The organism is Allobosea sp. GW821-FHT12C12, assembly GCF_058807355.1.
The window spans coordinates 202976-226977 of sequence record NZ_JBXAQP010000007.1; the positions used below are offsets into that span (position 1 = coordinate 202976).

Sequence of the window (24002 nt, forward strand, 5' to 3'; positions counted from 1 at the left end):
CAATAGCAGCGGACCTTGGCATTTGCACTAGCCAATATCAATTGGGGACCATGCCGACGCGCGGAGGCGCAAAGCTTCGATGAGTTCGGCGATCGGGTGCAGAAGCATACCGCCGCCGACCGGCAGCCGCGCATCGACCGAAGCCGGTATCGTCAGGCAAGATTCTGGATCGGAACGGGTTTGGCCGTCTCCCTGCCAGCCAGAGCCAGCAATTCGCAATACAGGTCTCGGGCGATGCCAATGCCGTGACGCGCCGTCCGCTCGCGCGCTTCGTATCGTCGCTGCGAGGGCAATCGCGCGCCCTGCCCGGTAATGGGCAGCGAAAAGGCTTTCGGCACGTGCGAGAGCGCGATCGAGGTCGCGTCCGAGGAACATGGTCGGATCGAGCACGATGATCAGCTCGCCATGAAACGGCGAAGCGTCGATACCATGATCGGCCCGTCTGGATTCGAGGCTCAGGAGGTCGCCGATCATCGCCCGCCAGCAACTCGACCATCGCCGCGAGCACGCACCCCTTGTGGCCGCCGAAAGTCAACATGGCTACATTCAAGGCCTCAGCGGCATCGCTGGTCGGTGCGCCCGGCTGTCGACTGCATGGACTGCCGGAATCGGCAGGCCAGCTCGTCGATGAAGTTCGGTCTCGCCGCGTGCCGTGGCGCTGGTCGCGAAGTCGAAGACCAAGGGATGAGCCTCTCGACCAGCACCGCGATCGCGTCGCCGTCACGCTTGACGAAGAACGCTTCCCCGCCCGGCCGCACATACATGCACGTCCAGACGCTCCTTCGACACGTCGATCCCAACAAACACGGTGGCGTCCATCCCGTCCCATCCTTGCGCAAGCGGGCTTCGTCTCATACGGCCCAAGCGACTGTTCGGGGTCGATGGATCGGAAGGCGAAGACCCAGGCTCATCCACGGGCTTGAAAACCCTCAGGGGCGTCGGCCCTTCGCCTGCCACCGCAACCGCAAGTGTAGCAGAAGAGGCGCAGTGAGAGTTACAAGGGGGGCTGGTTGAGACCAATGAGCAGGACCGGGACCGACATGACGGATAATTCGCTTGCCCTCGAGGCGCTGCCGCTGCCGGCCGACAATCCCTTCGCCGCGCGCTGGGAGACGCCGTTCGGCCTGCCGCCTTTCACCGCGATCACGCCCGAACATATCCGCGCGGCCTTCGAGGCTGGCTTCGCGCGGCACCGGCAGGAGATCGACGCGATCGGCGCGGACTCGGCCACGCCTGACTTCGCGAACACGATCGAGGCGCTGGAGCGGGCCGGGCGGGGCCTCAGCCGCATCGGCGGGGTGTTCTACAACCTGACCGGAGCCGACACGAACCCGGCGCTGCAGGCGATCGAGCGCGAGATGTCGCCGGTCGCCTCGCGCCACTGGTCGGCGATCATGATGGATCCGGGTCTGTTCGCGCGGGTCGATGCGGTCTTCGCACAGCGCGATGCGCTCGGCCTCGACGCCGAGCAGTTGCGGCTGCTGGAGCGGACGCATCGCGGCTTCATACGCTCGGGCGCGCAACTCGATGCGACGGCCAAGGCGCGGCTGGCGGCGATCAACGAGCGGCTGGCCGAACTCGGCACCAATTTCGGCCAGAACCTGCTCAAGGACGAGGCCGATTATGCGCTGGTGATCGCAGACGAGAGCGGGCTTTCTGGCCTGCCGGAGTTCCTCAAGGCGGCGATGGCGCGGGCGGCCGCCGATCGCGGCCATGAGGGCAAGCATGCGGTGACGCTGTCGCGCTCGATCATCGAGCCGTTCCTGACCTTCTCGACACGTCGCGATCTGCGCGAGGAGGCCTTCGCCGCCTGGAGCAGGCGCGGCGAGACGGGCGGCGCCAGCGACAACCGCGCCCTCGTCGCCGAGATGGTGAAGCTGAGGGCCGAGAAGGCGAAGCTGCTGGGCTTTCCCACCTTCGCCCATTTCAAGCTCGACGACACCATGGCCAAGACGCCCGCAAACGTCCGCGAGCTGCTCGAACTGGTCTGGACGCCGGCCAAGGCGCGCGCGGCGCAGGAGGCCGCCGACCTCGCGGCACTGGCGCAGAGCGAGGGCGAGAACGGCCCGATCCGCCCGTCCGACTGGCGTCACTACGCCGAGAAGGTGCGCCAGCGGACCTATGCGCTCGACGAGGCGGTGCTGAAGCCCTATCTCCAGCTCGACCGCATCATCCAGGCTGCTTTCGACGTCGCCGGCAAGCTCTTCGGGCTCGCCTTCGCGGAGCGGCGCGATCTCGCCGGCTACCACCCGGACGTCCGCATCTTCGAGGTGACGGAGGCGGCGAGCGGCCGGCATATCGGCCTTTTTCTCGGCGACTATTTCGCGCGTCCGTCGAAGCGTTCCGGCGCCTGGATGAGCGCCTTCCGCGGCCAGCGCAAGTTCGACGGCGAGACCCGGCCGATCATCGTCAACGTCTGCAACTTCGCCAAGCCGGCGGAGGGCAAGCCGGCGCTGCTCTCGATCGACGACGCCCGGACGCTGTTCCACGAATTCGGCCATGCCCTGCACGGGCTGCTTTCCGATGTGCGCTACGGCTCGCTCGCCGGCACCTCGGTCTCGCGCGATTTCGTCGAACTGCCCTCGCAGCTCTACGAGCACTGGTTCCTGACGAAAGAGGTGATGCAGGAGTATTGCCGGCATGCCGAGACCGGCGAGCCGATCCCCGACGCGCTGATCGAGAAGATCAAGCAGGCGCAGACCTTCAACCAGGGTTTCGCGACGATCGAATATACTTCTTCCGCGCTGGTCGATCTCGCCTTCCACTCGCTGGAAAACCCCGGCGAGATCGATCCGCTCGCCTTCGAGGCGCAGGAACTTGCCCGCATCGGCATGCCGGCCGAGATCACGATGCGCCACCGCACGCCGCATTTCGCCCATGTCTTCTCGGGCGACGGCTATTCGGCCGGCTATTACAGCTATCTCTGGTCGGAGGTGATGGACGCCGACGCCTTCAACGCCTTCCAGGAGGCGGGCGACGTGTTCGCGCCGGATCTCGCGGCGAAGCTGAAGCGCTACATCTATTCGGCCGGCGACACGCGCGACGCGGCCGAGGCCTACACGCTGTTTCGCGGCCGGATGCCGACGCCGGACGCGCTGCTGGAAAAGCGCGGGCTGGCGGCGTAGCCCGGTCGCTCCGAAGAGGGAAGGGCCTAGCCCGGATATCCGAACTTAGACTTCGTCGATCTGATCTGGCGGATCGCGCCGCCCTCGTTGCCGGCGGCGCAGCTTTTCCGCGCGGTCTCGATCTCGGCGCTGACGCGCGTATGAACGCCCTTCGTCGTGTGGCCGGTGGCGAGATCGTTGTCCATCACCGCCTGGAAGCGCTCGACCTCGCCGGAGCAGCCCGAGCCGGTCGGCATGCGGAAGGTGTTGGGCGTCACGCCGGTCGCGGCCTGCTCGGGCGAAGGGGCAGGGGGCGGGCCGGACGGCGTCTGGCAGGCGGCGAGCGTAAGTCCGCAGGCGATGAGGGTGGCTGTAGCGCGCATGGCGGACTCCGGATCGACATTCGCAGACAAGACTGCCTGGTAGCCGAGCATGTCCGATTCCCGGCGCCAGGCAAACGGCGCGCGCGTCGGCACAGTGCGGTCGATCAAAGGACCCGGAATGGACCGATACAGAGCGCGGACACGCCGACGCCGTCGGTCTTCGCCGACTATTTCCAGTTCTACCTGCTGGACGAATCCGTCGACGAGGATTTCGGCGCGCTCTGGGACGACGAGGCGGTCGAGCGGCTGCTCGCGGTCGGGCGCTCCAGCATCGGCGAATGCCCGCTTTCATCCGCAAGGCGCGCACCGGGGCCAGCTGATGACCGGGCAGCCAGCCGTTCAGTCGATTTCGTGCGGCAGCGAGAGCGAACCCAGCGCCAGCACGAAGCTGAAGGCGGCCGAGAGCCAGATCGCGGCGCTGCCGAATGCGCCATAGGCCAGAGCGCCGGCGACCGAACCGACGGCAAGGCCTAGCCAGAGCGTGAAATTGCGCAGCCAAGCCAGTTTCGGGCCGCCGGTCAGCGCATTGGCGATCTGCTGGCCCATCTTGACCAACGTGCCCGTCATATAGGTCACGCCGATCGTGACCTCGCCATTGCGCTGGAAGACGCAGTTGGAGGCGGCCATCGCCAACACCAGAGCGAGAGTGCTGGCCGGCTGGTTGCCGATGGTCTCGCAAACAGCAGCCGCGGCCAGACACAGCGTGACCCAGGCCAGTACGGCGACGCGCCGCCAGCGTCCCGCGGCCTTCGCCAGGAGGGCGCCGATCACCACGCCGCCGACGAAGGCTGCAAGCAGGCCGCCGGCGATGGCGATACCGGTCGAATCGAGGCGGGCGACATCGACCCCGAAGCGCGTCGTGTTACCGGTCATGAACGAGACGAAGAAGCCGCCGAGGCTGATGAAGCCGATGGCGTCGATGTAGCCGGCCAGCGCCGAGAGCGCCGAGGCCAGGCCGATGGTGCGGCGTCGATACTCTGCCAAGATGGCCCTCCAAGTATGCGGGCTTGCCGCCTTGCAGGGTCGCGAGCGCTTTGCAAGGCGCAGCTTGCGTCGCCCCCCTGCAATCAGTTATGCAAGATTCAGTCGAAGAGGAACGCTCGTGGCCGCATCCGCCACCCATGCCGAGAGCCTTGACCGCGCCGTCGCGCGGGTGGCCCGCATGTGCGTCCCGGATCTGCGCGCCTCCGGTCTTGGCCTGCTTCTTCTCCTTAGCCGCCCCTGAGGGCCGGCCGGGCATGCATGCCTGGGCGCTCAGGGGAGTGACGAGAACCGCCTTCAGACAATCTTGGCGCCAGCCTCACATCGCAGCGCGGCGCACCCTCTCCAGGATGACGACCATGACCGACCAGACCAATCCCGCCGCATCGCCCGCACCCGCCTTTCCCAAGGACCGGGTGCTGATCTTCGACACCACCTTGCGCGACGGCGAGCAGTGCCCCGGCGCGACCATGACCTTCGAGGAGAAGCTCGAGGTCGCCGATTTCCTCGACGCGATGGGCGTCGACATCATCGAGGCCGGCTTCCCGATCGCCTCGGACGGCGATTTCGAGGCCGTCTCCGCGATCGCCAGGCGGATCAAGCGCGCGACCGTCGCGGGGCTGGCCCGCGCCGGGCAGAAGGACATCGACCGCGCCGGCGAGGCGGTGAAGGGGGCGGTCAAGCCGCGCATCCACACCTTCCTGTCCACCTCGCCGGTGCACATGAAATACAAGCTGCAGAAGTCGCCCGAGGAGGTGCTGGAGCTGGTCCGGTCCTCGGTGACGCGGGCGCGCAACTGGGTCGAGGACGTCGAGTGGTCGGCCGAGGACGGCACCCGCACCGAGATGGATTTCCTCTGCGCCTGCGTCGAGACCGCGATCAAGGCCGGCGCGACCACGATCAACATCCCCGACACGGTCGGCTACACCACGCCGGACGAGTACCGCGCCCTGTTCAAGACCGTGCGCGAGCGCGTTCCGAACTCCGACAAGGCGATCTTCTCGGTGCATTGCCACAACGATCTCGGCATGGCGGTCGCCAATACGCTGGCCGGGCTGGAGGGCGGCGCGCGCCAGATCGAATGCACCATCAACGGCATCGGCGAGCGCGCCGGCAACGCCGCGCTGGAAGAGATCGTGATGGCGATCCGCACCCGCTCGGACGTGCTGCCCTACGAGACCGGCATCGAGGCCCATCTGCTCAACCGCGCGTCGAAGCTGGTCGCGACCGCGACCTCCTTCCCGGTGCAGTACAACAAGGCGATCGTCGGCCGGAACGCCTTCGCCCATGAGAGCGGCATCCACCAGGACGGCATGCTCAAGCACACCCAGACCTACGAGATCATGACGCCGGAATCGGTCGGGGTGTCGAAGACCTCGCTGGTGATGGGCAAGCATTCCGGCCGCGCCGCCTTCCGCTCCAAGCTGAAGGAGATGGGCTACGAGCTCGGCGACAACCAGCTGGAGGACGCCTTCACCCGCTTCAAGACGCTGACCGACCGCAAGAAGCATGTCTATGACGAGGACATCGAGGCGCTGGTCGACGAGAACATCGCCTCGGCGCATGACCGGGTGCGGCTGGTTTCGCTGACGGTGATCGCCGGCACGCGCGGGCCGCAGCGCGCGACGATGAAGCTCGAGGTCGAGGGCCGCATCGTCACCGAGGAGGCCGAGGGCAACGGCCCGGTCGACGCCGTCTTCAACGCGATCAAGGCGATCGTGCCGCACGAGGCGGCGCTGGAGCTCTATCAGGTCCATGCGGTGACCGAGGGCACGGACGCGCAGGCCGAGGTCTCGGTCAGGCTGTCGCAGGAGGGCTCGCTGGTGACAGGGCGCGGCGCCGATCCCGACACGCTGGTCTCGTCGGCCAAGGCCTATCTGGTGGCGCTGAACAAGCTCGTCGCCCGGGGCGCCCGGGTGCATTCGCAGGTGGCCGCGGAGTAGCGGCCTCCGTTCGCGCGTTCCGACCGGCTGGCCCGTTCACACGGGCCAGCCGCGATCCGGCTTGATTTCCGACAGCACGAAGGACGAGCGCATGTCGGCGATGCCGGGCAGCGTCAGCAGGCGCTGCATCGCGAACTCGCCATAGGCCTCGATGTCGCGCGCGACGATGTGGACCAGAAGGTCGCATTCGCCGGTCATGGCGTGGCAGGACACCACCTCCTCGAAGGCCTTGAGCTTCTCGACCAGACGCGTGCGCCAGTCCGGGTCGGATTGAGCGAGCTTGACGAAGGCATAGGCCTCGACGCCATGGCCGAGCGAGCGCCGGTCGATCCGAGCGCGATAGCCGGCGACGATCCCGGCGTCCTCCAGCGCCTTGAGCCGGCGCAGGCAGGGCGAGGCCGCCATCCCGATCTCTTCGGCGAGCGCCGCATTGGTGATGCGCCCGTCGCGCTGGAGCGCGCGCAGGATGCGCCTGTCCGTCCCGTCCAGCTTCACGGGGTCGATGGGCGCTCTTGGCATGATATGACCCTGTTCTGCGAGTTCAGGTCATATATTGCCGATATTATGTGTGCCCGACAAGATTTTGTCAGGACATGACGCTTGGGCGGCGCGATCATCGGGTAGGAAACCGAGGGCTTCGCCATGTCATCCGACCCGTTCCTCCGCGCCGGCCTGCGCGCCGATCAGGTTCCGGCCGATTTCGTCGTCGACCAGCGTCACGATGCCTATTCGCCAATCGATCACGAGACCTGGTCGCGGCTGCACCGACGCCAGGCCGAGCTGCTGCGCGGCCGCGTCTGCAACGAATTCTTCGCCGGGCTCGATGCGCTCGGCATCGCGGCCGATGGCATTCCCGATTTCAAGGCGATGAACCGCGTGCTGAAAGCGGTGACCGGCTGGGAGGTCGTGGCGGTGCCGGGGCTGGTCCCGGACGAGGTCTTCTTCGGCCATCTCGCGGCGCGGCGTTTCCCGGCCGGGTTCTGGATCAGGCGGCCCGAGGAGTTCGACTATATCGAGGAGCCCGACATCTTCCACGACGTCTTCGGGCATGTGCCGCTGCTGATGAACCGCGCCTATGCCGATTTCGTCGCGGCCTATGGCGAAGCAGGGCTTCGGCTGAGCGACCCCGCCGATCTGGCGCGGCTCGCCCGGCTGTACTGGTACAGCGTCGAGTTCGGGCTGATCGAGACGGCGGCGGGACTGCGCATCTTCGGGGCCGGGATCGCCTCCTCGCCCGGCGAGACCCTGTTTGCGCTGGAAAGCGCCTCGCCGCACCGGATCGGTTTCGATCCCGTCAGGGTGATGCGCACACGCTACCGCATTGACGATTACCAGCAGAGCTATTTCGTGCTGCCGGGCTTCGAGGCAATGCCTGCGCTGGACGAGGCCCGCCTGCGCACGGCCATGGCGCAGGCCGCCGCCAAGGCCGAGATCGATCCGTCGGTCGTGCTGCCGCGCGACGCCGTGGTCAGCCGCGGCGACGGCAGTCGCCATGCCGCCGTGAAGATTGCATCGTGATCGCACGTCTGCCGAGGCGCTTCGCGCATGCGATCGTCGATTGGCGGCGGCCGATTTGGTGACGCAGCGTTAATCATGAGCTTCTATCGTCGCTGGCATGTCATCGCCCGACGACCAGACGCCGGATACGGCCGCCTCGTTGCGGTCAGGCTCGCCGCAGTCGCGCTTCCCGGTGATGGGAATCGATCCGGCGACGCTCCAGCTCGCGCGCAGTCTGTGCGACGTGGTGAAGCCCGCGCTTGCGCCGGGCGTCAAACTTCATTTCGACCGCCTGGGCCACCATGCGCAGATGGCAGAGGCGGCGCAGCGCTATGGCCAGAAGCTTCAGCAACCTCTGTCAAGTCACGGAGCGAGGGTTTTCGACGCGAAGTTCGACGAGGCCTATCTGCGCTCGCTCGGCGAGGTCGTCACGGCCGAGGCCGAGACGCCTTTCGGCGCCCGCGGCCATGCGGTCATGATCCTCTCGGCGGTGCGGTCGGCCTTTCCCGAGATCGGCCGCCGCCACCGTTTCTCCGGGCCAGCCACAGCCAAGGCCTGCGTGAAGATCGTCGAATTGCTGATGGTCGATCTTGCCTGCGCGATGGAGATCGTCGGGCAGAAGCAGGAAGCACAGGCCATCCGGCGCGGCGCCGAGATCGAGGCGCTGACGCAAGAGTTTCGTCAGAGGGTCGGCGAGGTCTCCGAGGCCGCGACGCAGGCCTCCGGCACCCTGGACAAGGTCGCGGTCAACTGCGCCCATGTCTCGCGCAGCGCCGGCCAGAGCATGACGGCCAGCCGCGAGAGCCTGGGCCGGGTCAGCCATGTCGTGTCGCAGACGGCGATCTCGACCGAGCAGCTCAGGCAGTCGATCGGCGAGATCGACCGGCGCACGCGCGAGGGCACGGGCATCGCGCGGGAAGCGGTCGCCGCCGCCGGCGAGGCGCAGGAGACGATCGAAAGCCTCGCCGGTCTCGTCGGCGAGATCGGCTCGGTCGTCAGCATGATCTCCGATATCGCGGCGCAGACCAACCTGCTCGCGCTCAACGCCACGATCGAGGCGGCCCGCGCCGGCGAGGCCGGGCGCGGCTTCGCCGTCGTCGCGTCCGAGGTGAAGGTCCTGTCCTCGCAGACGACCAGCGCGACCGGCACGATCGCGGCCCGCATCGACGCCATCCGGGCCGCGACGGAACGCTGCGTCGGCTCGATCGGCCGCATCGACGCGGCGGTGAAGGGCATGGCCGACGTGTCGTCCGCCATCGCCGGCGCGCTCGGCGAACAGCTCGCGGTGACACAAGGCATGGCGCGGGACGCGCAGGCGACCTCGGGCGAGGTCGAGATCGCGCTCGATCTCGTGGCGCAGACCTTCGGCGCCGTGCAGCGCGTCGGCGCGTCGGTCGAGGAGATGAACGCCCGCTCGGCCTCGGTCGGCAATGTCGCCGACGATCTGGCGCGCAGCCTGAACGACTTCGCGGCATCGGTGGCGCAGCGGCTCGCAAGCTGAGCCTGGGCGCGCGATTCCTGTGGACGCATAGCCCTCCCGGCTTGGCGCGGGCGTGATCCTTGCCTGTCATCGCTCCAGAGCGAGGCGCGCGGCATGTTGCCGTGCCGGCTGGAGACGATTGCGATGGGCTATTTCCCGAACTGGACCCTGAAGACCTCCGGCGCGGTGATGCCGGACGAAAGGCTGCCGGCTGCGCAAAGTTTCATCGCCGGGCTGCAGCATGTCGTCGCCATGTTCGGCGCGACCGCGCTGGCTCCGATCCTGATGGGATTTGATCCGAACGTCGCGATCTTCTTCTCAGGCGTCGCGACGCTGCTCTTCTTCGTTGTCACACGCGGGCGGTTGCCGAGCTATCTCGGCTCGTCCTTCGCCTTCATCGGCGTCGTCATCGCCGCGACCGGCTATGCCGGCCCCGGCCCCAACCCCAACATCGGGTTAGCGCTCGGCGGCATCATCGCCTGCGGCGCGCTCTATGCGCTGATCGGCGTGCTGGTGCAGGCGATCGGTACGGCCTGGATCGAGAAACTGCTGCCGCCGGTGGTAACCGGCGCGGTCGTCGCCGCGATCGGCCTCAATTTGACGGCGGTTGCGATGAACATGATCTCGGCCAGCGCCTACACCAAATGGATCGCGCTGTTCACAGTGGTCGCGGTCGCCCTGGTCGCGGTCTACGGCAAGGGACTGGCTCAACGGCTGCCGGTGCTGATCGGCGGCCTTGCCGCCTATCTGCTCTATGCCGTGTCGGCCGCGAGCTTCGGCGCGCCGTCGATCGATTTCGGCCGCGTCGCGGCGGCTGCGTGGTTCGGCCTGCCGAATTTCGTCGCGCCCGTGTTCGAGTTCAAGGCAATGGCGCTGATCGCGCCGGTCGCGATCATCCTGGTCGCCGAGAATCTCGGCCACATCAAGGGTATCGCCGTGATGACCGGCCGCAATATGGACCACCTTATCGGGCGCGGTTTCATCGCTGACGGCGTCGCGACGATGATCGCGGGCTCGGGCGGCGGCACGGGCGTCACCACCTATGCCGAGAATATGGGCGTGATGGCGGTGACGCGGGTCTATTCGACGCTGGTTTTCGTCGCGGCCGGCGTCATTGCGCTGCTTCTCGGCTTCTCCCCGAAATTCGGCGCGGTCATCGGCACGATCCCGGTCGCCGTGCTGGGCGGGCTCGCTGTCGTGGTCTTCGGACTGATCGCCGCGACCGCCGGTCGGATCTGGGTCGAGAACGAGGTCGACTTTTCCGATCCGAAGAACCTGCTGACGGTGGCGACCGCGCTGATCCTCGGCGCCGGCGATCTCAAGCTGCCGCTGTTCGGCTTCGAACTCGGCGGCATCGGCACGGCGACCTTCGGGGCGATCGCGCTCTATCACCTGCTGAACCGCAAGCCTGCCTGAACCGCAAGTCTGCGTGACGCCGGCACGGCTCGTCGAACCAGCCGCGGCCAGCCGCACAGTTTTATTGCGGGCATGGGTGGACAGGGCCGGGGGGCTTTGCTACACGGCCGGCCTGCCTGACGCGGCTTTCGCCACAGAGGGCCTGCGCGTCGTGGCGTATGGGTGATTAGCTCAGTTGGTAGAGCAGCTGACTCTTAATCAGCGGGTCGTAGGTTCGAGCCCTACATCACCCACCACGGATTTTCCGACATCGCCGATGATCGCCGCCTTCCGGGCCGGCTCGCCATGGCGCCGGCTGCCCCCGCGAGCAGCCGGCGCGCGACGGGCTCAGCGACGGAAGACGTTGCCGCGCTTCGTGCCGAAGCCGGGAATGTCGCATTTGCAGATCGCGTTGATCGGCGAATAGGTCGGGCAGTTGCCGCGCGAGGTCACACAGACCAGGGCGCCACCGCCGCCACCCGCACCGCGCCGCGGCCGAGAATCGAAGTCGCCGTCATAGCGCGGCCGACGCCGTTCCTCCTCGTAGCGCGGACGGCGGTAGCCATCGTCGAAATCGCGCCGGGGGCCGCGCTCGTAATAGTCGCCGCGCGGAGGGCCGCGATAGGGATCGTAATACTGCGCGCCGGCCGGCAACAGCGAGCCAAGGAGCGTGACGCTGGCAAGCGCGACGAGCGAAAGACGTTTGAGCATCGTAATCCCCTGGAGTCTATGGCGATGAATGTTTCACGCCGCGGATGAACGGCCAATGAGCGAAACGCGGCAGGATGCCGTCCGATCCATCGGCTCGATCAAAACCGCGGCTCCGCCGAACCTTGGCGACGGTAACGCGTTCAGGGAGAAGGAGGAACCCTCGCCATGACGCATTCCGCATCTCCAGAGCCCGGTTCGCCGACCAGTCCCAATCCCATGCCCGAGGCTCCACCGCCGCAGCCCGCGACCGTGCCGCCTTCACCGCCGGTCGAATCGCCGCCAGACGCCGAGCCGATCGGCATTCCCGCCGGTCCGCCGCCCGAGCAGCCGCCGAACGCACCGCCGGAAGCGCCGCCCACACCGCCGATCGAGCTGCCGCCGAATCCGCTGCGGCAGCCACCGACGACGGCGTGAAAGAAGAGACTCAAAGGGGCGGGCGGTCGCCCGCGCCGAGGTCCCAATAGAGCCCTGCCATCAACCCGAGCCCCTCGCGGGCGAGCGCCGTCGGGAGATGCTCGTCGGGGGCATGCTGCGAGCAGCCCGGATAGGAATGCGGCACCCAGATGGTGCGCAGCCCAAGAATGTCGGCGAAGATGTCGTTGGGCAGCGAGCCGCCGAGATTGGGCAGCAGCGCCGGCGTCTTGCCGGTCGAGCGTGCGATCGAGGCCACCGCCCATTTCACCCAGGCGTCGTCAGGATCGAGACGGGTCGCGTTGAAGATCTCGTCGCGTGCGAGCGTGACTTCGACCATGCCGAGGCCCTGGCGCCGGAGATGGCGGCGCAGCGCCGGGATGACCTCGACCGGATCGATGCCGACGACGAAGCGCAGCTGGCAGCGAGCCCAGGCGCTCGGCGGCACGGCGTTGACAGGTGTCTCCGGCACGCCCGACTTCATCGCCAGAACGTCGAAGGAGCACCAGCCGAAGACCTGCTCGGCCGGCGACAGGCCGGGCTCTCCCCAGTTCGGGTCGATGACGGGACCATCGGGTCCGCCATCGATCTCGCAATCGGCCAGCGCCCTGCGCACGGCCGGCGGCAGCTCCTCCGGCACCCATTCATGGATGCGGATCTGCCCGGTCGGCGAGGCGATCGAGGCGATGGCATGGGCGAGCTGGATCGCGGGGTCCGAGAGAATGCCGCCCCAATTGCCGGAGTGATGGCCGCCTTCGCGGGCCACGATCGAGAGATCGAAGGTGACGCCGCCGCGCGTGCCAAGGAAGACGGTCGGGCGTTCGGCGTTGAGGCGCGGACCGTCGGAGCCGATCAGCACGTCCGACCTGAACAGCGCCTTCTGCTCCTCGCAGAGTTCGCGCAGGCCGGGCGAGCCGCATTCCTCGCCCATCTCGATCAGATACTTCGCGTTGAAGCCGAGCTTGCCGCGCGAATCAAGAACCGCGCGCAAGGCGTTGATATTGATGAGGTGCTGACCCTTATTGTCGACGACGCCGCGGCCGTACCAGCGGTCGCCGCGCTCGGTCAGGGTCCAGGGCGAGAGGCCGTCGCTCCACTGCGCGTCCAACCCACGGATGACGTCGCCATGGCCGTAGCCGAAGATCGTCGGCAGGCCATCGCCCTCCATGCGCTGGGCGAACAGGAACGGCCCCTTGGCGCGCGGATAGTGCAGGATGCGGCAATCGAAGCCGAGGCTCTCCAGCAGCGGCCGCATCTCGGTTTCGAGATAGGCCGCCAGCACCGGGGCGCGCTCCGGGTTCTGGCTCTCGGTCGGCATGGCGACGAGCCGGGCGAGATCGCTCCTGAATCGGCCGGAGTCGAAATAGTCCTGCGCATGCGCGATGGCGGCGGCGCGTGTCATGGGCAATGTCTCCGGTGCGGCGAGCTGGGGCCGACTTTGCCCAGCCGGAGCGCCACCTGCCAGTGCAAAGATCGCTGGCGAAGCTGCGCGCCTCGCAATGCGGCGGGCGAGGCGATAGAGGTCTGCGATGCCCGATCCCACGCAGACGCGCGACAGCCAAAAGCTCTTCACTCCCCACCCGCACCAGCTGATAGCGCGCGACGCCATCCTCGCGGCGCGCGCGGCCGGCGCGGCGGGTTTTCTGCTCGGCGACCTGACCGGGCTCGGCAAGACTCTCTCGGCCTGGCTCGCGCTCTCGGCGATGCCTGAGGACGAGGTGCTGGTGATCTGCCCCAAGGGCGCGATCCCGCAATGGCGGCGGACCATGGCGCTGTCCGGGTTGCCGGCGAAGCGCGTCACGCTGATGAATTTCGAGAAGACAAAGTCGCTGCTGAGCGTCCCGGTCGACAGCAGAAAGCGCTCGACGCGGGCGAAGAACAACGAGCTCGCCAGGCTAGGCATCCCGAAGCGCATCTGGCCGCTGGTCGTGATCGACGAGGCCCACCGCATCCGCAACCCGAATTCGCAGCAGGGGCTGGTCTGCCGGCAGATGGCGGCGGCCGCCCGCTTCACGATCTATATGAGCGCGACAGCCGGCCAGTCGCCGCACGAGTTGTCCTATCTCGGACCGCTGCTGGCGCGCGCCGCCGAGATGCCGAGCGCCGATCTCGACGGGTTTCGCGCGCTGATGAAGGGGCTCAAGATCGGCCGGGCCAAGGGCCGCTGGAAGAACTGGAGCTGGCAGCCCAACGAGACCGACCGCAAGGCGATGGCGGATTTGCTCTATCGCGGCGCGAACGCGATCGGCCTGCGCCGCCGGCCCGAGGAGATCGCCGGCTGGCCCGAGGTCCAGCGCGAGCTTGCGCCGGTCGCGCTCGATGCCGCCGCGCGAAAACTCTACGACGCGACCTGGCGCGAATTCCGCAAGGAGTTGGGGCTCGCCGGAGGCTCGACCCGCAAGCCGCGGGGCTGGGCCGCCGATCTGCGTTTCCGCCAGAAGGCGAGCCTGCTGCGGATCCCCGGCACGGTCGACTTCTGCGACGACCTGCTCGGCAATGACGAGCAGGTCGCGGTTTCGGTCGCGTTTCTGGAAACCGGTGCGATGCTGGCGGACGCTTTGCGCGGGCGCGGCTGGCGCGTCGGCGAGATCAACGGCGAGCGTTCGGGCATCGTCAACGAGCAGACCCGCATCGTCTTCCAGACCGGCGGTCTGGACGCGGTGATCTTCACCGTGACCGAGTCGATCTCGCTGCATCGCGGCGAGATGACCGGCGGCGAGCGCGAGCGCTCGCTCGTCGTCCACGACATGCGCCATTCCGCGATCCAGCTCCAGCAGATCGAGGGGCGCTGCCACCGCGACGGCCAGCATGCGACGATCTTCTACGCCTATGCCGAGGACACGGTGGAGGAGGCGGTCGCCGCGACCGTGATCGCGCGCATGGCGGCGATGGAGGGGCTGGCCGGCGACGACACGCATCTGCTCGACGCGATCGCCGGCGTGGTCGAGGCGCGAGCCGCCGCCTGACGGGGAACAAGCGCGGGCGTCTCCGGTTCAGCTTGCGGCCCGCCTCGCGGCCGACAGCCTGAAAGCCCGACGATGCCGGATGCGCCGCAGCGCCCCTCGACCCCTGCCTCCTCCCTGCCGCGTGCGACCTACCGCCTGCAGTTTCACAAGGGCTTTCCGTTCTCGGCCGGGCGCGACCTCGCCGGCTATCTCGCCGAGCTTGGCATCAGCCATGTCTATTCCTCGCCGATCCTGACGGCGCGGGCCGGCTCGCAGCACGGCTACGACGTGGTGCGCTACGACGCCATCAATCCGGAACTCGGCGGCGAGGAGGGCTTTCGCGAGATGGCGGCGGCGCTGCGCGAGCATGGCATCGGCATCATCCTCGACATCGTGCCGAACCATGTCGCGGTCGGCGGAGCCGACAACCCGATGTGGCTCGACCTGCTCCAGCACGGTCGCGCCAGCGCCTATGCGAGCTGGTTCGACGTCGATTTCGACACGCCGGACAAGGAACTGGCCGGCAAGGTCCACGCTCCCTTCCTCGGCGAACCCTACCGCAACGTCCTGGCGGAAGGCGGGCTCGCGCTGATCACGCGCGAAGGGGGCGGCTATGCGATCGCCCATGGCGAGCACCTGTTCCCGATCCGGCCCGAGGACGAGGCCGGAATCGCGGCGGCCGGCATCGGCGCCTATGACGATGCGGCCAAGCTGGACGCGCTAATCGCGAAGCAGAACTTCCTGCTCGACTGGTGGCGCAACGCCGGCGACCGGATCAACTGGCGGCGCTTCTTCGACATCACCCAGCTCGCCGCGATCCGGATGGAGGAGCCCGCCGCCTTCGCCGCCAAGCACGCGCTGGCGCTCAGGCTCTACGCCGAGGGCGTGATCGACGGTCTGCGCATCGATCATGTCGACGGCCTCGGCGACCCGGCCGGCTATTGCCGCAAGCTCAGGAGCGAACTCGATGCGCGGCGGGGCGAGCGTCCGCCCGGAAGCGGGCAGGGCAGGGCCTGGCTCGTCGTCGAGAAGATACTCGCTTCGGGCGAGCATATCCCGGCGGACTGGAACGTCGACGGCTCGACCGGATACGACTTCATGGACCAGGTCTCGGCGTTCCAGCACAAGCCCGAGGCGCGCGCGCCGCTGTCGGCGCATTGGGCGGTGATCAGCGGGCGGCCGCGCGATTTCCACGGCGAGGAGGAGATCGCCCGCCACGAAATCCTGTCGCATGGCTTCGACGGGCAGCGCGAGCGCCTGATCGACGCGCTCGAACAGGCCGGCGCCGAGCATCGCGACGGCGAGGGCATCACGCGCGCCGCCCTGCGCCGGGCCGTCACCAGCCTGATCGTGCAGATGCGGGCCTATCGCAGCTACGCGACCGGACAGGATGACGGCGTCGGCGCGGGCGAGCGGCTGCAGGCCGCGCTCGACGCCGCGCTCGCCGCGCCGCTAAGCGATCCGCCGGCGCTGCGCTTCGTCGCCTCGGTGATGGCCGGGCAGGGCGAGGAGGGCCTGCGACCCTCGCGCGTCACCGCGATCCGGCGCTTCAACCAGCTCACCGCGCCGCTGGCCGCGAAGGCGGTCGAGGACACGGCCTTCTATCGCTATGGCCGGCTGCTCTCGCGCAACGATGTCGGGTTCGATGCCGGCGTGCTCGGGCTCGACGTCGAGGCGTTCCACGCGATGATGCAGGCGCGCGCGACTCATCTGCCGCGCTCGCAGCTCGCCACCGCGACCCATGACCACAAGCGCGGCGAGGATGTCCGGGCGCGGCTCGCCGTGATCAGCGAGATGCCGCGGGCCTGGATCGACGCGACCGAGCGCTGGAGCATTCTGAACGCGGGGATACGGCCGGACGGCTTCGACCGGGCCGACGAGTACATGCTCTACCAGATGATGGTCGGAGCCTGGCCGCTCGGCCTCGCGCCCGATGACGCCGCCGGGCTCGAGGCCTTCGCCACGCGCCTGGCGGCCTGGTCGCGGAAGGCGCTGCGCGAAGGCAAGCTGCGCTCGGGCTGGGCCGCGCCGAACGAGGCTTACGAGAACAAGGCGGAGCTCTTCATCCAGGCCGCTTTGATGCCGAGCCAGAGCGCGGACTTCCTCGCCGAGACGGGCGCCTTCGTCGCTCTTATCGCGCGTCCCGGCGCGCTGAACGGCCTGGTTCAGATGGCGCTGCGCTGCCTCGCGCCCGGCCTTCCGGACACCTATCAGGGCACGGAGTTCTGGGATTTCAGCCTGGTCGATCCCGACAATCGCCGGCCGGTCGATTTCGGCGCGCGCCGGATCGCGCTGGCGCAGCGCCTGACGCTCGACCTGCTGGCGGAAAGCTGGCGCGACGGCCGGATCAAGCAGACCATGCTGCGCAAGCTGCTCGCGCTGCGCCAAGGCGATCCGGAGTTGTTCGGCGAGGGCAGCCACGAGCCATTGGCGGTCACAGGCGAGCGCGCGGAAAACGCGATGGCGTTCCTGCGGCGCTCTGGCGATCGAGCCGCGCTCGTGGTCCTCGCCCGCTGCTGCGCCGGCGGCATGGCCGGCGGCGAGGCGATCGTGCCGGACCGGGCCTGGTGGGGGGATACGCGGGTCGTGCTTCGGGATGCGGAGGCCGCATGGGAGGCGGTCGTCGGCCCCGAACTCGCCGCTACGGGCGACCTGCTTCTAGCCGATGCGTTGCCCGTCGTGCCCGTCGGCGTCTGGTCGCTGCGCGGGAGCGGCTAGCTCCCGCTATCGCGCGGCGGACCGAGATGGCGCAGCCTCGCCTGCACCGCCCCGCCGTCGAGCAGCGCGCCGGCATCCCCGTCCAGCCTGTGCCGCCAGTTCGGTTTTTCCGTCGTGGTGCCCGGCACGTTGGGCTGGTCGCGCAGGCCGAGCGCGTCCTCGATCGCGAGCAGCTTCAGCGTGCAGGGCGTCTTTGCGACATAGCGGATCGCGGCGTCGACAACCGGGTCGGGGTCGTCGGGCGCGGGCCGCTCGCCCTGGACCAGTCCGGCGTTCTCGAAGGAGCCCCAGAGCAGCCCGCGATTCCAGGCGCGCAGATCCTGCGCATCCCGATCGTCGGCGGGTTCGATATCGGCTCCGGCCCACCAGCCGGCGGTGGCGATCAGGTCGTGCGTCGTGGTCAGGGCGGCGGCGGCGGGGTCCCAGTGCTCGGGCTGGATATAGCCATGGTCGTTCTTCTCGAAGCGCAGCACGCGCAGGCCCGCGACGCCCTGCTGGCGCAGATAGTCGCGAAAGCCGTCCGGCAGGGTGCCGAGATCCTCGCCGATGACGATCGCCCTATGCCGCCAGGATTCGAGCGCGATCAGCCTAAACAGCGTCTCGGACGGAAAGGTCACGTAAGCCCCGTCGAGCGCGCTCGTCCCCTCTGGCACGAGCCAGAGCCGGCTCATGCCCATGACGTGATCGATGCGGATGCCGCCGACATAGCGCAGGCTGGCGCGAAGCGTCTCGATGAAGGGCGCGTAGCCGGAGGTCGCGAGCCCGCGCGGCGAGAAAGTGGTCAGACCCCAGCTCTGGCCCTCGGCCGAGTAATAGTCAGGCGGCGCGCCGACGCTCAGGCCGCCGAGCACCTCGTGCTGGCGGCTCCAGGCGTGGCTGCCGGCCCCGTCCATCCCGATGGCGAGATCGGCGATCAGGCCGACGTTCATCCCGGCCTCGCGGCAGGCCTGCTGGGCCTGGCCATAGGAGCGGCCTGTCAGCCATTGCAGGAAGATCTGGTGGGCGATCTCGTCGGGACGCTCGGTCGCGAAGGCCGCGACCGCTTCGCCGTCCGGGTCGCGGTAGCCGGCCTCCCAGTCGCGCCAGCTCCAGGCGCCAGGGTCGCGCTCGAGCTGGGCGGCGTGCAGCACCTCGAAAGTCGCGTGCGCCCGCAGCAGCGGCGAGGCATCGGCGAGATAGCGCTCGAATTCATGACGCGCCGGCTCGGGCGCGCGATCGGGGTCGCGCAGCACCTCATAAAGCCCGCGCAGCAGGCGCTGGCGCAGCGGCGTCGCGGCGACCCAATCGACCTGGCGCAGGCCGGCGAGCCTCGCCATGTCCTCGCCGAGGCCTGACCGCTCGACGATCGCCTGGACGAGATCCTCCGGAAAGGCCGTCGTCGGATCGGCATGGAGCGGATTGAAGAACAGGCGGGTCGACGGCGAGTACGGGCTGAAATGGCCGGGCTCCGCGCCGTAGAGCGCATGGACCGGGCTGATCGCCAAAGCCTGCGCGCCGCGCGCCGCCGCGCTTCGTCCCAGCGCCGCGACGCCGCCGAAATGGCCGATGCCGCCGTCGCCGTCGCTCCGCAGCGAATAGATCTGCGCCGCCAGCCCGAAGCCGTTCCGGCCATTCAGGTCGGCGAAGGTGATGCAGCGCTCTGGCGCGGTCGCGACGGTGAAGTCGCCATCGGCCGTGCGGACGGTGTGATAGCCCGGTTCGTCGAAGGCCGGCAGCAGCAGCGAGCCGTCATAGCCTTCGCTGGTGGTGACGACGCGCTGCGCGCCGCCCTCCAGAAGGAGTTCGACGGAAGAGCCCGGCGCGCCGGCGATCGGCAGAGCCACGGGCTGGCCGACGCGCGCCGTGGTGAAGCGCGAGATCGCGACCGCGTTGACGCCGCCCTCGACCATCGAGAGCGAATTGCGCAGGGAGGCGTCGCTGTCGGCCGGCAGGCCGAGCGCGAACAGGATGGCGCGCAGGCTGTCGGGCGAGACGTCGCGCAATTCGCCGGACTGGTCGGTCCATTGCGGCGCGACGCCGGCCTTGGCTGCGAGCTGGCGCAGGGTTTCGTCGCTCATCGCGGGCTCCGGATCGGAAACGTCGAGGCAGGACTAGCGGCTGGCAGGATCATGCTCCAGCACGATCAGGCCGAGCGGCGGCAGCGTCAGCGCGAGGCTCTGCCTCTCGCCATGCGCCGCGACGGGATCGGTCTTTCGCTCGCCGCCATTGCCGATGCCGGCTCCGCCGTAGATGCCGGCGTCGCTGTTCAGGCGCTCGCGCCAGAGGCCGGGCTTCACCACGCCGATGCGATAGTCGTGGCGCGGGACCGGCGTCATGTTGGCGACGACGAGGATGTCGGGCGTGCCCGGCCCGCCCGAGCGGCCGAAGGCGAAGACCGAATTGGCGCCGTCGTCGCCGACGATCCAGGCGAAACCCTCGGGCGCATGGTCGAGCCGGTGGAGCGAGGGGGTGCCGCGATAAAGCGCATTCAGATCCCGCACCAGCCTGGAGACGCCCTGGCGGCGCTCGTCATAGGGGTGGGGCCAGGGGAAGGGCGCGTCGACGCTCCATTCGTGCTCCGCCCCGAACTCGCAGCCCATGAAGAGCAGCTTCTTGCCGGGATGGCTCCACATCATCGCGAGGAACAGGCGCAGGTTCGCGAAACGCTGCCAGTCGTCGCCCGGCATGCGCGAGAGCAGCGAGCCCTTCCCGTGCACGACCTCGTCATGCGAGATCGGCAGCACGAAATTCTCCGAGAACGCGTAGATCAGGCCGAAGGTGATGTCGTCGCCATGATGGCCGCGATGGATCGGATCGCGCGCGAAATAGCGCAGCGTGTCGTGCATCCAGCCCATGTTCCATTTGAAATGGAAGCCGAGGCCGCCATGATGGACCGGGCTGGTGACGCCGGGCCAGGCGGTCGATTCCTCGGCGATGGTGACCGCGCCGCGGCCCCGCGCGCCGACCAAAGTGTTGAGTTCCTGGAAGAACGAGATCGCCTCGAGGTTCTCGCGCCCGCCATACTCGTTCGGCACCCATTCGCCGGGCGGGCGGCTGTAGTCGCGGTAGAGCATCGAGGCGACGGCATCGACGCGCAGGCCGTCGAGATGGAAGGTCTCGACCCACCAGAGCGCCGAGGCGATCAGGAAGCCGCGCACCTCGCGCCGGCCGACATTGTAGATCAGCGTGTTCCAGTCGCGATGGAAGCCCTGACGCGGATCCTCATGCTCGTAGAGCGCCGTGCCGTCGAAGCGGGCAAGCCCGTGCTCATCCGAGGGAAAATGCGCCGGCACCCAGTCGAGGATCACGCCGATGCCGGCGGCATGGGCCTTGTCGACGAAGCGGGCGAAGTCCTCGGCCGCGCCGAGCCGCGCGGTCGGCGAAAACAGCGCCAGCGGCTGATAGCCCCATGAGCCGCCGAAGGGATGCTCGGTGATCGGCAGCAATTCGACATGGCTGAAACCCATGTGCCGAAGATAGGGGATCAGCCGGTCGCTGGCCTCGTTCCAGGAGCCCATCTGGCCCCATTCCGTGCGCAGCCAGGAGCCGACATGGACCTCGTAGGTCGACATCGGCTCGGCCATCGGGTGCGCGGCCTCGCGCGTCCTCAGCCAGTCCTCGTCGCTCCAATCGAAGGCAGGCGTCGCCGCCACGACGGAGCCGGTCGCCGGCGGCAGCTCGGTCCGGCGCGCCAGCGGATCGGCCTTCCAGGGCAGGCGCTCGCCGGACGGGGTGGTGATCGCATATTTGTAGATCGTGCCCTCGGTCAGGCCCGGCACGAAGATTTCCCATATGCCCGGTCCGAGCCGGCGGCGCATCGGCAGGCGGCGCTGGTCCCAGCCGTTGAACTCGCCGACGACGGAAACGCTGCCGGCATTGGGCGCCCAGACCGCGAAGAGCACGCCGTCGACGCCGTCGATCCTGCGCAGATTAGCGCCAAAGCGCGTCGACAGATCGAAATGCCGGCCCTCGGCGAAGAGATAGATGTCGTCCTCGGACAGCAGCAGGCCGAAGCTGTAGGGGTCGGCGCTCTCGCTGATGCCGCCGGGCCAGGCGGCGCGCAGGCGATAACGCTCGTCGGGCGGACAGAGCGCCTCGAACAGCCCGCCGCCATGATCGACCATCGCGGCGGTCCGGCGCGTTTCGCCTTCGCCGGTGACGAGTTCGACATAGGTCGCGCCGGGCAGGAAGGCGCGCACGAGGCAACGCTCGCCGACATGGTGCTTGCCGAGGACGGCGAATGGATCGGGGTGGGTTCCGGCTTCCAGCCGCTCGCGGTCGTGGATCGGCAGGCCGGGCAGGCGAAAGGGAATCGGGCGCGTCATCGTGTCTGGTCCTGCCGGTCGCGAAGCTCCGCGACGATGGCCGAGCCTATGATGGTGCAACGCAATGACGGCTGGTTCCGTTCCTGCATGCGGAGCTTGTTTCCTTCGGACAGGCGGCGCGGAACCATGGTTCGACCTCGCTGTTGTCCCACGGATGTCGACGCTTACGAAAGGGAGAATGCAGATGAGCCGGGAACAGATCGTCCGCGACACGGCCTATGCCATCTGGGAGGCGGAAGGGAAGCCGGCCGGTCGAGACATCGAACACTGGCGCCAGGCCGAGGCGCGGGTCGAAGGCAGCCTGAGCAGTCCGGCCGCGCAAAAGAGCGCGGGCGCACAGGCGAAGACACCGGCGAAAGGCAAGGTTTCCGCAACCCGGAAAAGCCCGGCCGAGGCCAAGCCGCCGGCGAAGGCCGGCGCGACCAAGGCCGCTCCGAGCAAAAAGAGCTGATGCGATGGCAGGAGGCGCTCAGGCGGCCAGCGCCCGGGCGTAGACATCGGCATAGCGATGCGTCGGGCGGCTCCAGTCGAAGCGCTTGGCCATCGCATGCTCGCGCATCTGCCTGAAGGCGCGCTTGGAGCGGTAGGCGGCAAGCGCCCGCGTGACGGCGGAGGTCAGGCCGGCGCCAGTCAGAGACGAGAACAGGAAGCCCGACAGACCGTCCTCGATCGTGTCGACCAGCCCGCCGGTGCGGTATGCGATCGGCAGGGCTCCGAAGCGCTGGGCGTACATCTGGCTGAGGCCGCAGGGTTCGAAGCGCGAGGGCATCAGCAGGAAATCGCTCGCGGCGAAGATGCGTCGCGCCTCGGCGTCGTCGAAGCCGATGCGGGCCGCGATGGAGTCGGGGTTCTGGCGCGCCAGCCGCTCGATCGCGTCCTCAAGCCTGGGCTCGCCGCGGCCCGTGACGACGAGCTGGCCGCCGCTGGCGACGATGGTCTCCGCCGCCTCGATCGAAAGGTCGATGCCCTTCTGATGCACCAGCCGCGAGATGATCGAGAACAGCGGGCCCTTCGTTTCCGGAAGCTCGAAGGTCTTGCGGATATCGGCGGCGCTCTGGCGCTTCCAGGCGCGCACGCGCTCGGCCATCGCCTTTTCGCCGACGGCCGGCGAGGTCCAGCTGTCGTCGATGCCGTTGACGATGCCGGTCAGGCGGCCCTCGTCCATGCGGGTCTTGAGCAGGCCTTCCAGTCCGCAGCCGTGCTCAGGCGTGGTGATCTCGCTGGCATAGGTCTCGCTCACGGTCGTGACGTGCGAGCCGTAGAAGATGCCGGCCTTGAGAAACGAGATCTTGCCGTGGAACTCGGCGCCGTTCACCGAGAAGGCGAGATCGGGGATTCCGAGCGCGCCCATGCGGGCCGGCTGGTAGAGGCCCTGATAGGCGAGGTTGTGGATCGTCAGGATCGAAGGCGTGTCGAGGCCCTTCCAGCGCAGATAGCCCGGCGCCATGCCTGACGGCCAGTCGTTGACGTGCAGGATGTCGGGCTTCCAGTTCGGATCGGCCTCGCCGGCCGCCAGCTCGGCGGCGGCGAGCGAAAGCCTGGCGAAGCGGATGTCGTTGTCGCTGAAATCGCCGCCGGCATAGGGGCCGTAGGGCGAGCCTTCGCGGTCGTAGAGTTCGTCGCACAGAACCGCGTAGATGACGAGGCCGTCTGCCGTGCTGAAGCGGCCGAGCGACCAGGGTGGCAGGCTCGCCGTGCGCGGCATCCTCCGGATCACGTCCATGGCGGGCCTGGCGGCGCGGACCTGACGATAACCCGGGATCAGGACACGGACGTCGCAGAGCGCGCGGAGCTGGCGAGGCAATGCGGACGAGACTTCGCCGAGCCCGCCGGCCTTGACGAAATCGCCCATTTCGGAGGTGACGAAAAGAAGTTTCGTGGTCGCGGCCAATCGCGACCCGAGTTCGGGGGGGCCGTCCTTTACGGCGGCGGCATAAGTCAGAGCATGGCCCGAAGTCGCGGAAACCGCGTCCGTCAAAGACTGCTTCGGATCGGCCATCGTCTCGTGCCTCGACGCGTTTGAACGACAACGGGGGGTGGGTGGTTAAAGTTCCATGCTGCGTTGCAAAATAAACATGCAATTCCGGGGCCGCGAGCCGGGAACCCGCCGGGCGCAGCCGGCGTTGCCTG

18 protein-coding genes and 1 tRNA gene are annotated in these 24002 nt (G+C 68.3%); 10 read left to right on the plus strand and 9 right to left on the minus strand.

What is annotated here, in order from left to right; translation table 11 throughout:
• Positions 1 to 27 precede the first annotated feature (27 nt).
• Entirely contained in the window at positions 28 to 474 is a 447-nt protein-coding gene (locus tag AC1RRW_RS12615) for a hypothetical protein (protein ID WP_492901112.1), read from the minus strand.
• A gap of 566 nt (positions 475 to 1040) precedes the next feature.
• Between AC1RRW_RS12615 and AC1RRW_RS12620 the strand changes: the two genes are divergently transcribed.
• Entirely contained in the window at positions 1041 to 3125 is a 2085-nt protein-coding gene (locus AC1RRW_RS12620; protein ID WP_492901113.1) for a M3 family metallopeptidase, read from the plus strand.
• Between the two features lie 26 nt (positions 3126 to 3151).
• On the opposite strand, the gene AC1RRW_RS12625 is transcribed toward AC1RRW_RS12620, so the two are convergent.
• Positions 3152 to 3487: a hypothetical protein gene (locus AC1RRW_RS12625; RefSeq protein ID WP_492901114.1), complete on the minus strand. Its 336-nt coding sequence runs from the start codon at positions 3485 to 3487 to the stop codon at positions 3152 to 3154.
• A 339-nt stretch (positions 3488 to 3826) separates the two neighbouring features.
• Positions 3827 to 4471 carry a YoaK family protein gene (locus AC1RRW_RS12630; RefSeq protein ID WP_492901115.1) on the minus strand — a complete coding sequence of 215 codons (645 nt, stop codon included), beginning with the start codon at positions 4469 to 4471 and terminating at the stop codon, positions 3827 to 3829.
• Between the two features lie 356 nt (positions 4472 to 4827).
• Here AC1RRW_RS12630 and AC1RRW_RS12635 point away from each other — a divergent pair, with 356 nt between their 5' ends.
• Positions 4828 to 6411 carry a 2-isopropylmalate synthase gene (locus AC1RRW_RS12635; RefSeq protein WP_492901116.1) on the plus strand — a complete coding sequence of 528 codons (1584 nt, stop codon included), beginning with the start codon at positions 4828 to 4830 and terminating at the stop codon, positions 6409 to 6411.
• A 36-nt stretch (positions 6412 to 6447) separates the two neighbouring features.
• Here the strand turns inward: AC1RRW_RS12635 and AC1RRW_RS12640 are convergent, their stop codons facing one another.
• Positions 6448 to 6930, minus strand: a complete 483-nt coding sequence (locus AC1RRW_RS12640; RefSeq protein ID WP_492901117.1) for an Lrp/AsnC family transcriptional regulator — start codon at positions 6928 to 6930, stop codon at positions 6448 to 6450.
• A 123-nt stretch (positions 6931 to 7053) separates the two neighbouring features.
• On the opposite strand from AC1RRW_RS12640, the gene phhA reads away from it, so the two are divergent.
• The 4 genes from phhA (at position 7054) to AC1RRW_RS12660 (ending at position 11040) form a co-directional block, all read left to right on the plus strand.
• Complete coding sequence (phhA, locus tag AC1RRW_RS12645; RefSeq protein WP_492901118.1) at positions 7054 to 7929, plus strand: phenylalanine 4-monooxygenase; 876 nt, start codon at positions 7054 to 7056, stop codon at positions 7927 to 7929.
• A 97-nt stretch (positions 7930 to 8026) separates the two neighbouring features.
• A complete protein-coding gene (locus tag AC1RRW_RS12650; protein ID WP_492901119.1) occupies positions 8027 to 9409 on the plus strand; it encodes a methyl-accepting chemotaxis protein in 1383 nt (460 codons plus the stop codon).
• 123 nt (positions 9410 to 9532) lie between these two features.
• Positions 9533 to 10804 carry a solute carrier family 23 protein gene (locus AC1RRW_RS12655; RefSeq protein WP_492901120.1) on the plus strand — a complete coding sequence of 424 codons (1272 nt, stop codon included), beginning with the start codon at positions 9533 to 9535 and terminating at the stop codon, positions 10802 to 10804.
• 160 nt (positions 10805 to 10964) lie between these two features.
• Positions 10965 to 11040 (plus strand) — tRNA-Lys (locus AC1RRW_RS12660).
• Between the two features lie 91 nt (positions 11041 to 11131).
• Here AC1RRW_RS12660 and AC1RRW_RS12665 read toward each other — a convergent pair.
• Positions 11132 to 11494 (minus strand): hypothetical protein, encoded by a 363-nt coding sequence (locus AC1RRW_RS12665; RefSeq protein WP_492901121.1) that lies wholly within the window; start codon positions 11492 to 11494, stop codon positions 11132 to 11134.
• A gap of 165 nt (positions 11495 to 11659) precedes the next feature.
• Between AC1RRW_RS12665 and AC1RRW_RS12670 the strand changes: the two genes are divergently transcribed.
• Positions 11660 to 11908, plus strand: coding sequence for a hypothetical protein (locus tag AC1RRW_RS12670; protein ID WP_492901122.1), 249 nt, complete (start codon positions 11660 to 11662; stop codon positions 11906 to 11908).
• Positions 11909 to 11918: 10 nt separating this feature from the next.
• On the opposite strand, the gene AC1RRW_RS12675 is transcribed toward AC1RRW_RS12670, so the two are convergent.
• On the minus strand, positions 11919 to 13307 hold the full coding sequence (locus tag AC1RRW_RS12675) for a M20 family metallopeptidase (protein WP_492901123.1): 1389 nt from the start codon (positions 13305 to 13307) through the stop codon (positions 11919 to 11921).
• Positions 13308 to 13434: 127 nt separating this feature from the next.
• On the opposite strand from AC1RRW_RS12675, the gene AC1RRW_RS12680 reads away from it, so the two are divergent.
• Both AC1RRW_RS12680 and treY read left to right on the plus strand, forming a co-directional pair.
• Positions 13435 to 14871: an SNF2-related protein gene (locus AC1RRW_RS12680; RefSeq protein ID WP_492901124.1), complete on the plus strand. Its 1437-nt coding sequence runs from the start codon at positions 13435 to 13437 to the stop codon at positions 14869 to 14871.
• Positions 14872 to 14943: 72 nt separating this feature from the next.
• Positions 14944 to 17568, plus strand: coding sequence for a malto-oligosyltrehalose synthase (gene treY, locus AC1RRW_RS12685; RefSeq protein ID WP_492901125.1), 2625 nt, complete (start codon positions 14944 to 14946; stop codon positions 17566 to 17568).
• Here treY and malQ read toward each other — a convergent pair.
• Positions 17565 to 19625 (minus strand): 4-alpha-glucanotransferase, encoded by a 2061-nt coding sequence (gene malQ, locus AC1RRW_RS12690; RefSeq protein ID WP_492901126.1) that lies wholly within the window; start codon positions 19623 to 19625, stop codon positions 17565 to 17567. The genes treY and malQ overlap by 4 nt on opposite strands.
• 33 nt (positions 19626 to 19658) lie before the next feature.
• Complete coding sequence (gene glgB, locus AC1RRW_RS12695) at positions 19659 to 21872, minus strand: 1,4-alpha-glucan branching protein GlgB (protein WP_492901127.1); 2214 nt, start codon at positions 21870 to 21872, stop codon at positions 19659 to 19661.
• A 184-nt stretch (positions 21873 to 22056) separates the two neighbouring features.
• Here glgB and AC1RRW_RS12700 point away from each other — a divergent pair, with 184 nt between their 5' ends.
• The gene (locus AC1RRW_RS12700; protein ID WP_492901128.1) at positions 22057 to 22323 is read left to right on the plus strand and encodes a DUF2934 domain-containing protein; all 267 of its coding nucleotides are present in this window, start codon (positions 22057 to 22059) and stop codon (positions 22321 to 22323) included.
• 18 nt (positions 22324 to 22341) lie between these two features.
• On the opposite strand, the gene glgA is transcribed toward AC1RRW_RS12700, so the two are convergent.
• Positions 22342 to 23763: a glycogen synthase GlgA gene (gene glgA, locus AC1RRW_RS12705; protein WP_492901129.1), complete on the minus strand. Its 1422-nt coding sequence runs from the start codon at positions 23761 to 23763 to the stop codon at positions 22342 to 22344.
• Positions 23764 to 24002: the final 239 nt, after the last annotated feature.

Coding starts and splice junctions, on each gene's coding strand:
- AC1RRW_RS12615 (WP_492901112.1), bottom strand. CDS start 474: ATGATCGGCGACCTCCTGAGCCTCGAATCCAGACGGGCCGATCATGGT.
- AC1RRW_RS12620 (WP_492901113.1), top strand. CDS start 1,041: ATGACGGATAATTCGCTTGCCCTCGAGGCGCTGCCGCTGCCGGCCGAC.
- AC1RRW_RS12625 (WP_492901114.1), bottom strand. CDS start 3,487: ATGCGCGCTACAGCCACCCTCATCGCCTGCGGACTTACGCTCGCCGCC.
- AC1RRW_RS12635 (WP_492901116.1), top strand. CDS start 4,828: ATGACCGACCAGACCAATCCCGCCGCATCGCCCGCACCCGCCTTTCCC.
- AC1RRW_RS12640 (WP_492901117.1), bottom strand. CDS start 6,930: ATGCCAAGAGCGCCCATCGACCCCGTGAAGCTGGACGGGACGGACAGG.
- phhA (WP_492901118.1), top strand. CDS start 7,054: ATGTCATCCGACCCGTTCCTCCGCGCCGGCCTGCGCGCCGATCAGGTT.
- AC1RRW_RS12650 (WP_492901119.1), top strand. CDS start 8,027: ATGTCATCGCCCGACGACCAGACGCCGGATACGGCCGCCTCGTTGCGG.
- AC1RRW_RS12655 (WP_492901120.1), top strand. CDS start 9,533: ATGGGCTATTTCCCGAACTGGACCCTGAAGACCTCCGGCGCGGTGATG.
- AC1RRW_RS12665 (WP_492901121.1), bottom strand. CDS start 11,494: ATGCTCAAACGTCTTTCGCTCGTCGCGCTTGCCAGCGTCACGCTCCTT.
- AC1RRW_RS12670 (WP_492901122.1), top strand. CDS start 11,660: ATGACGCATTCCGCATCTCCAGAGCCCGGTTCGCCGACCAGTCCCAAT.
- AC1RRW_RS12675 (WP_492901123.1), bottom strand. CDS start 13,307: ATGACACGCGCCGCCGCCATCGCGCATGCGCAGGACTATTTCGACTCC.
- AC1RRW_RS12680 (WP_492901124.1), top strand. CDS start 13,435: ATGCCCGATCCCACGCAGACGCGCGACAGCCAAAAGCTCTTCACTCCC.
- treY (WP_492901125.1), top strand. CDS start 14,944: ATGCCGGATGCGCCGCAGCGCCCCTCGACCCCTGCCTCCTCCCTGCCG.
- malQ (WP_492901126.1), bottom strand. CDS start 19,625: ATGAGCGACGAAACCCTGCGCCAGCTCGCAGCCAAGGCCGGCGTCGCG.
- glgB (WP_492901127.1), bottom strand. CDS start 21,872: ATGACGCGCCCGATTCCCTTTCGCCTGCCCGGCCTGCCGATCCACGAC.
- AC1RRW_RS12700 (WP_492901128.1), top strand. CDS start 22,057: ATGAGCCGGGAACAGATCGTCCGCGACACGGCCTATGCCATCTGGGAG.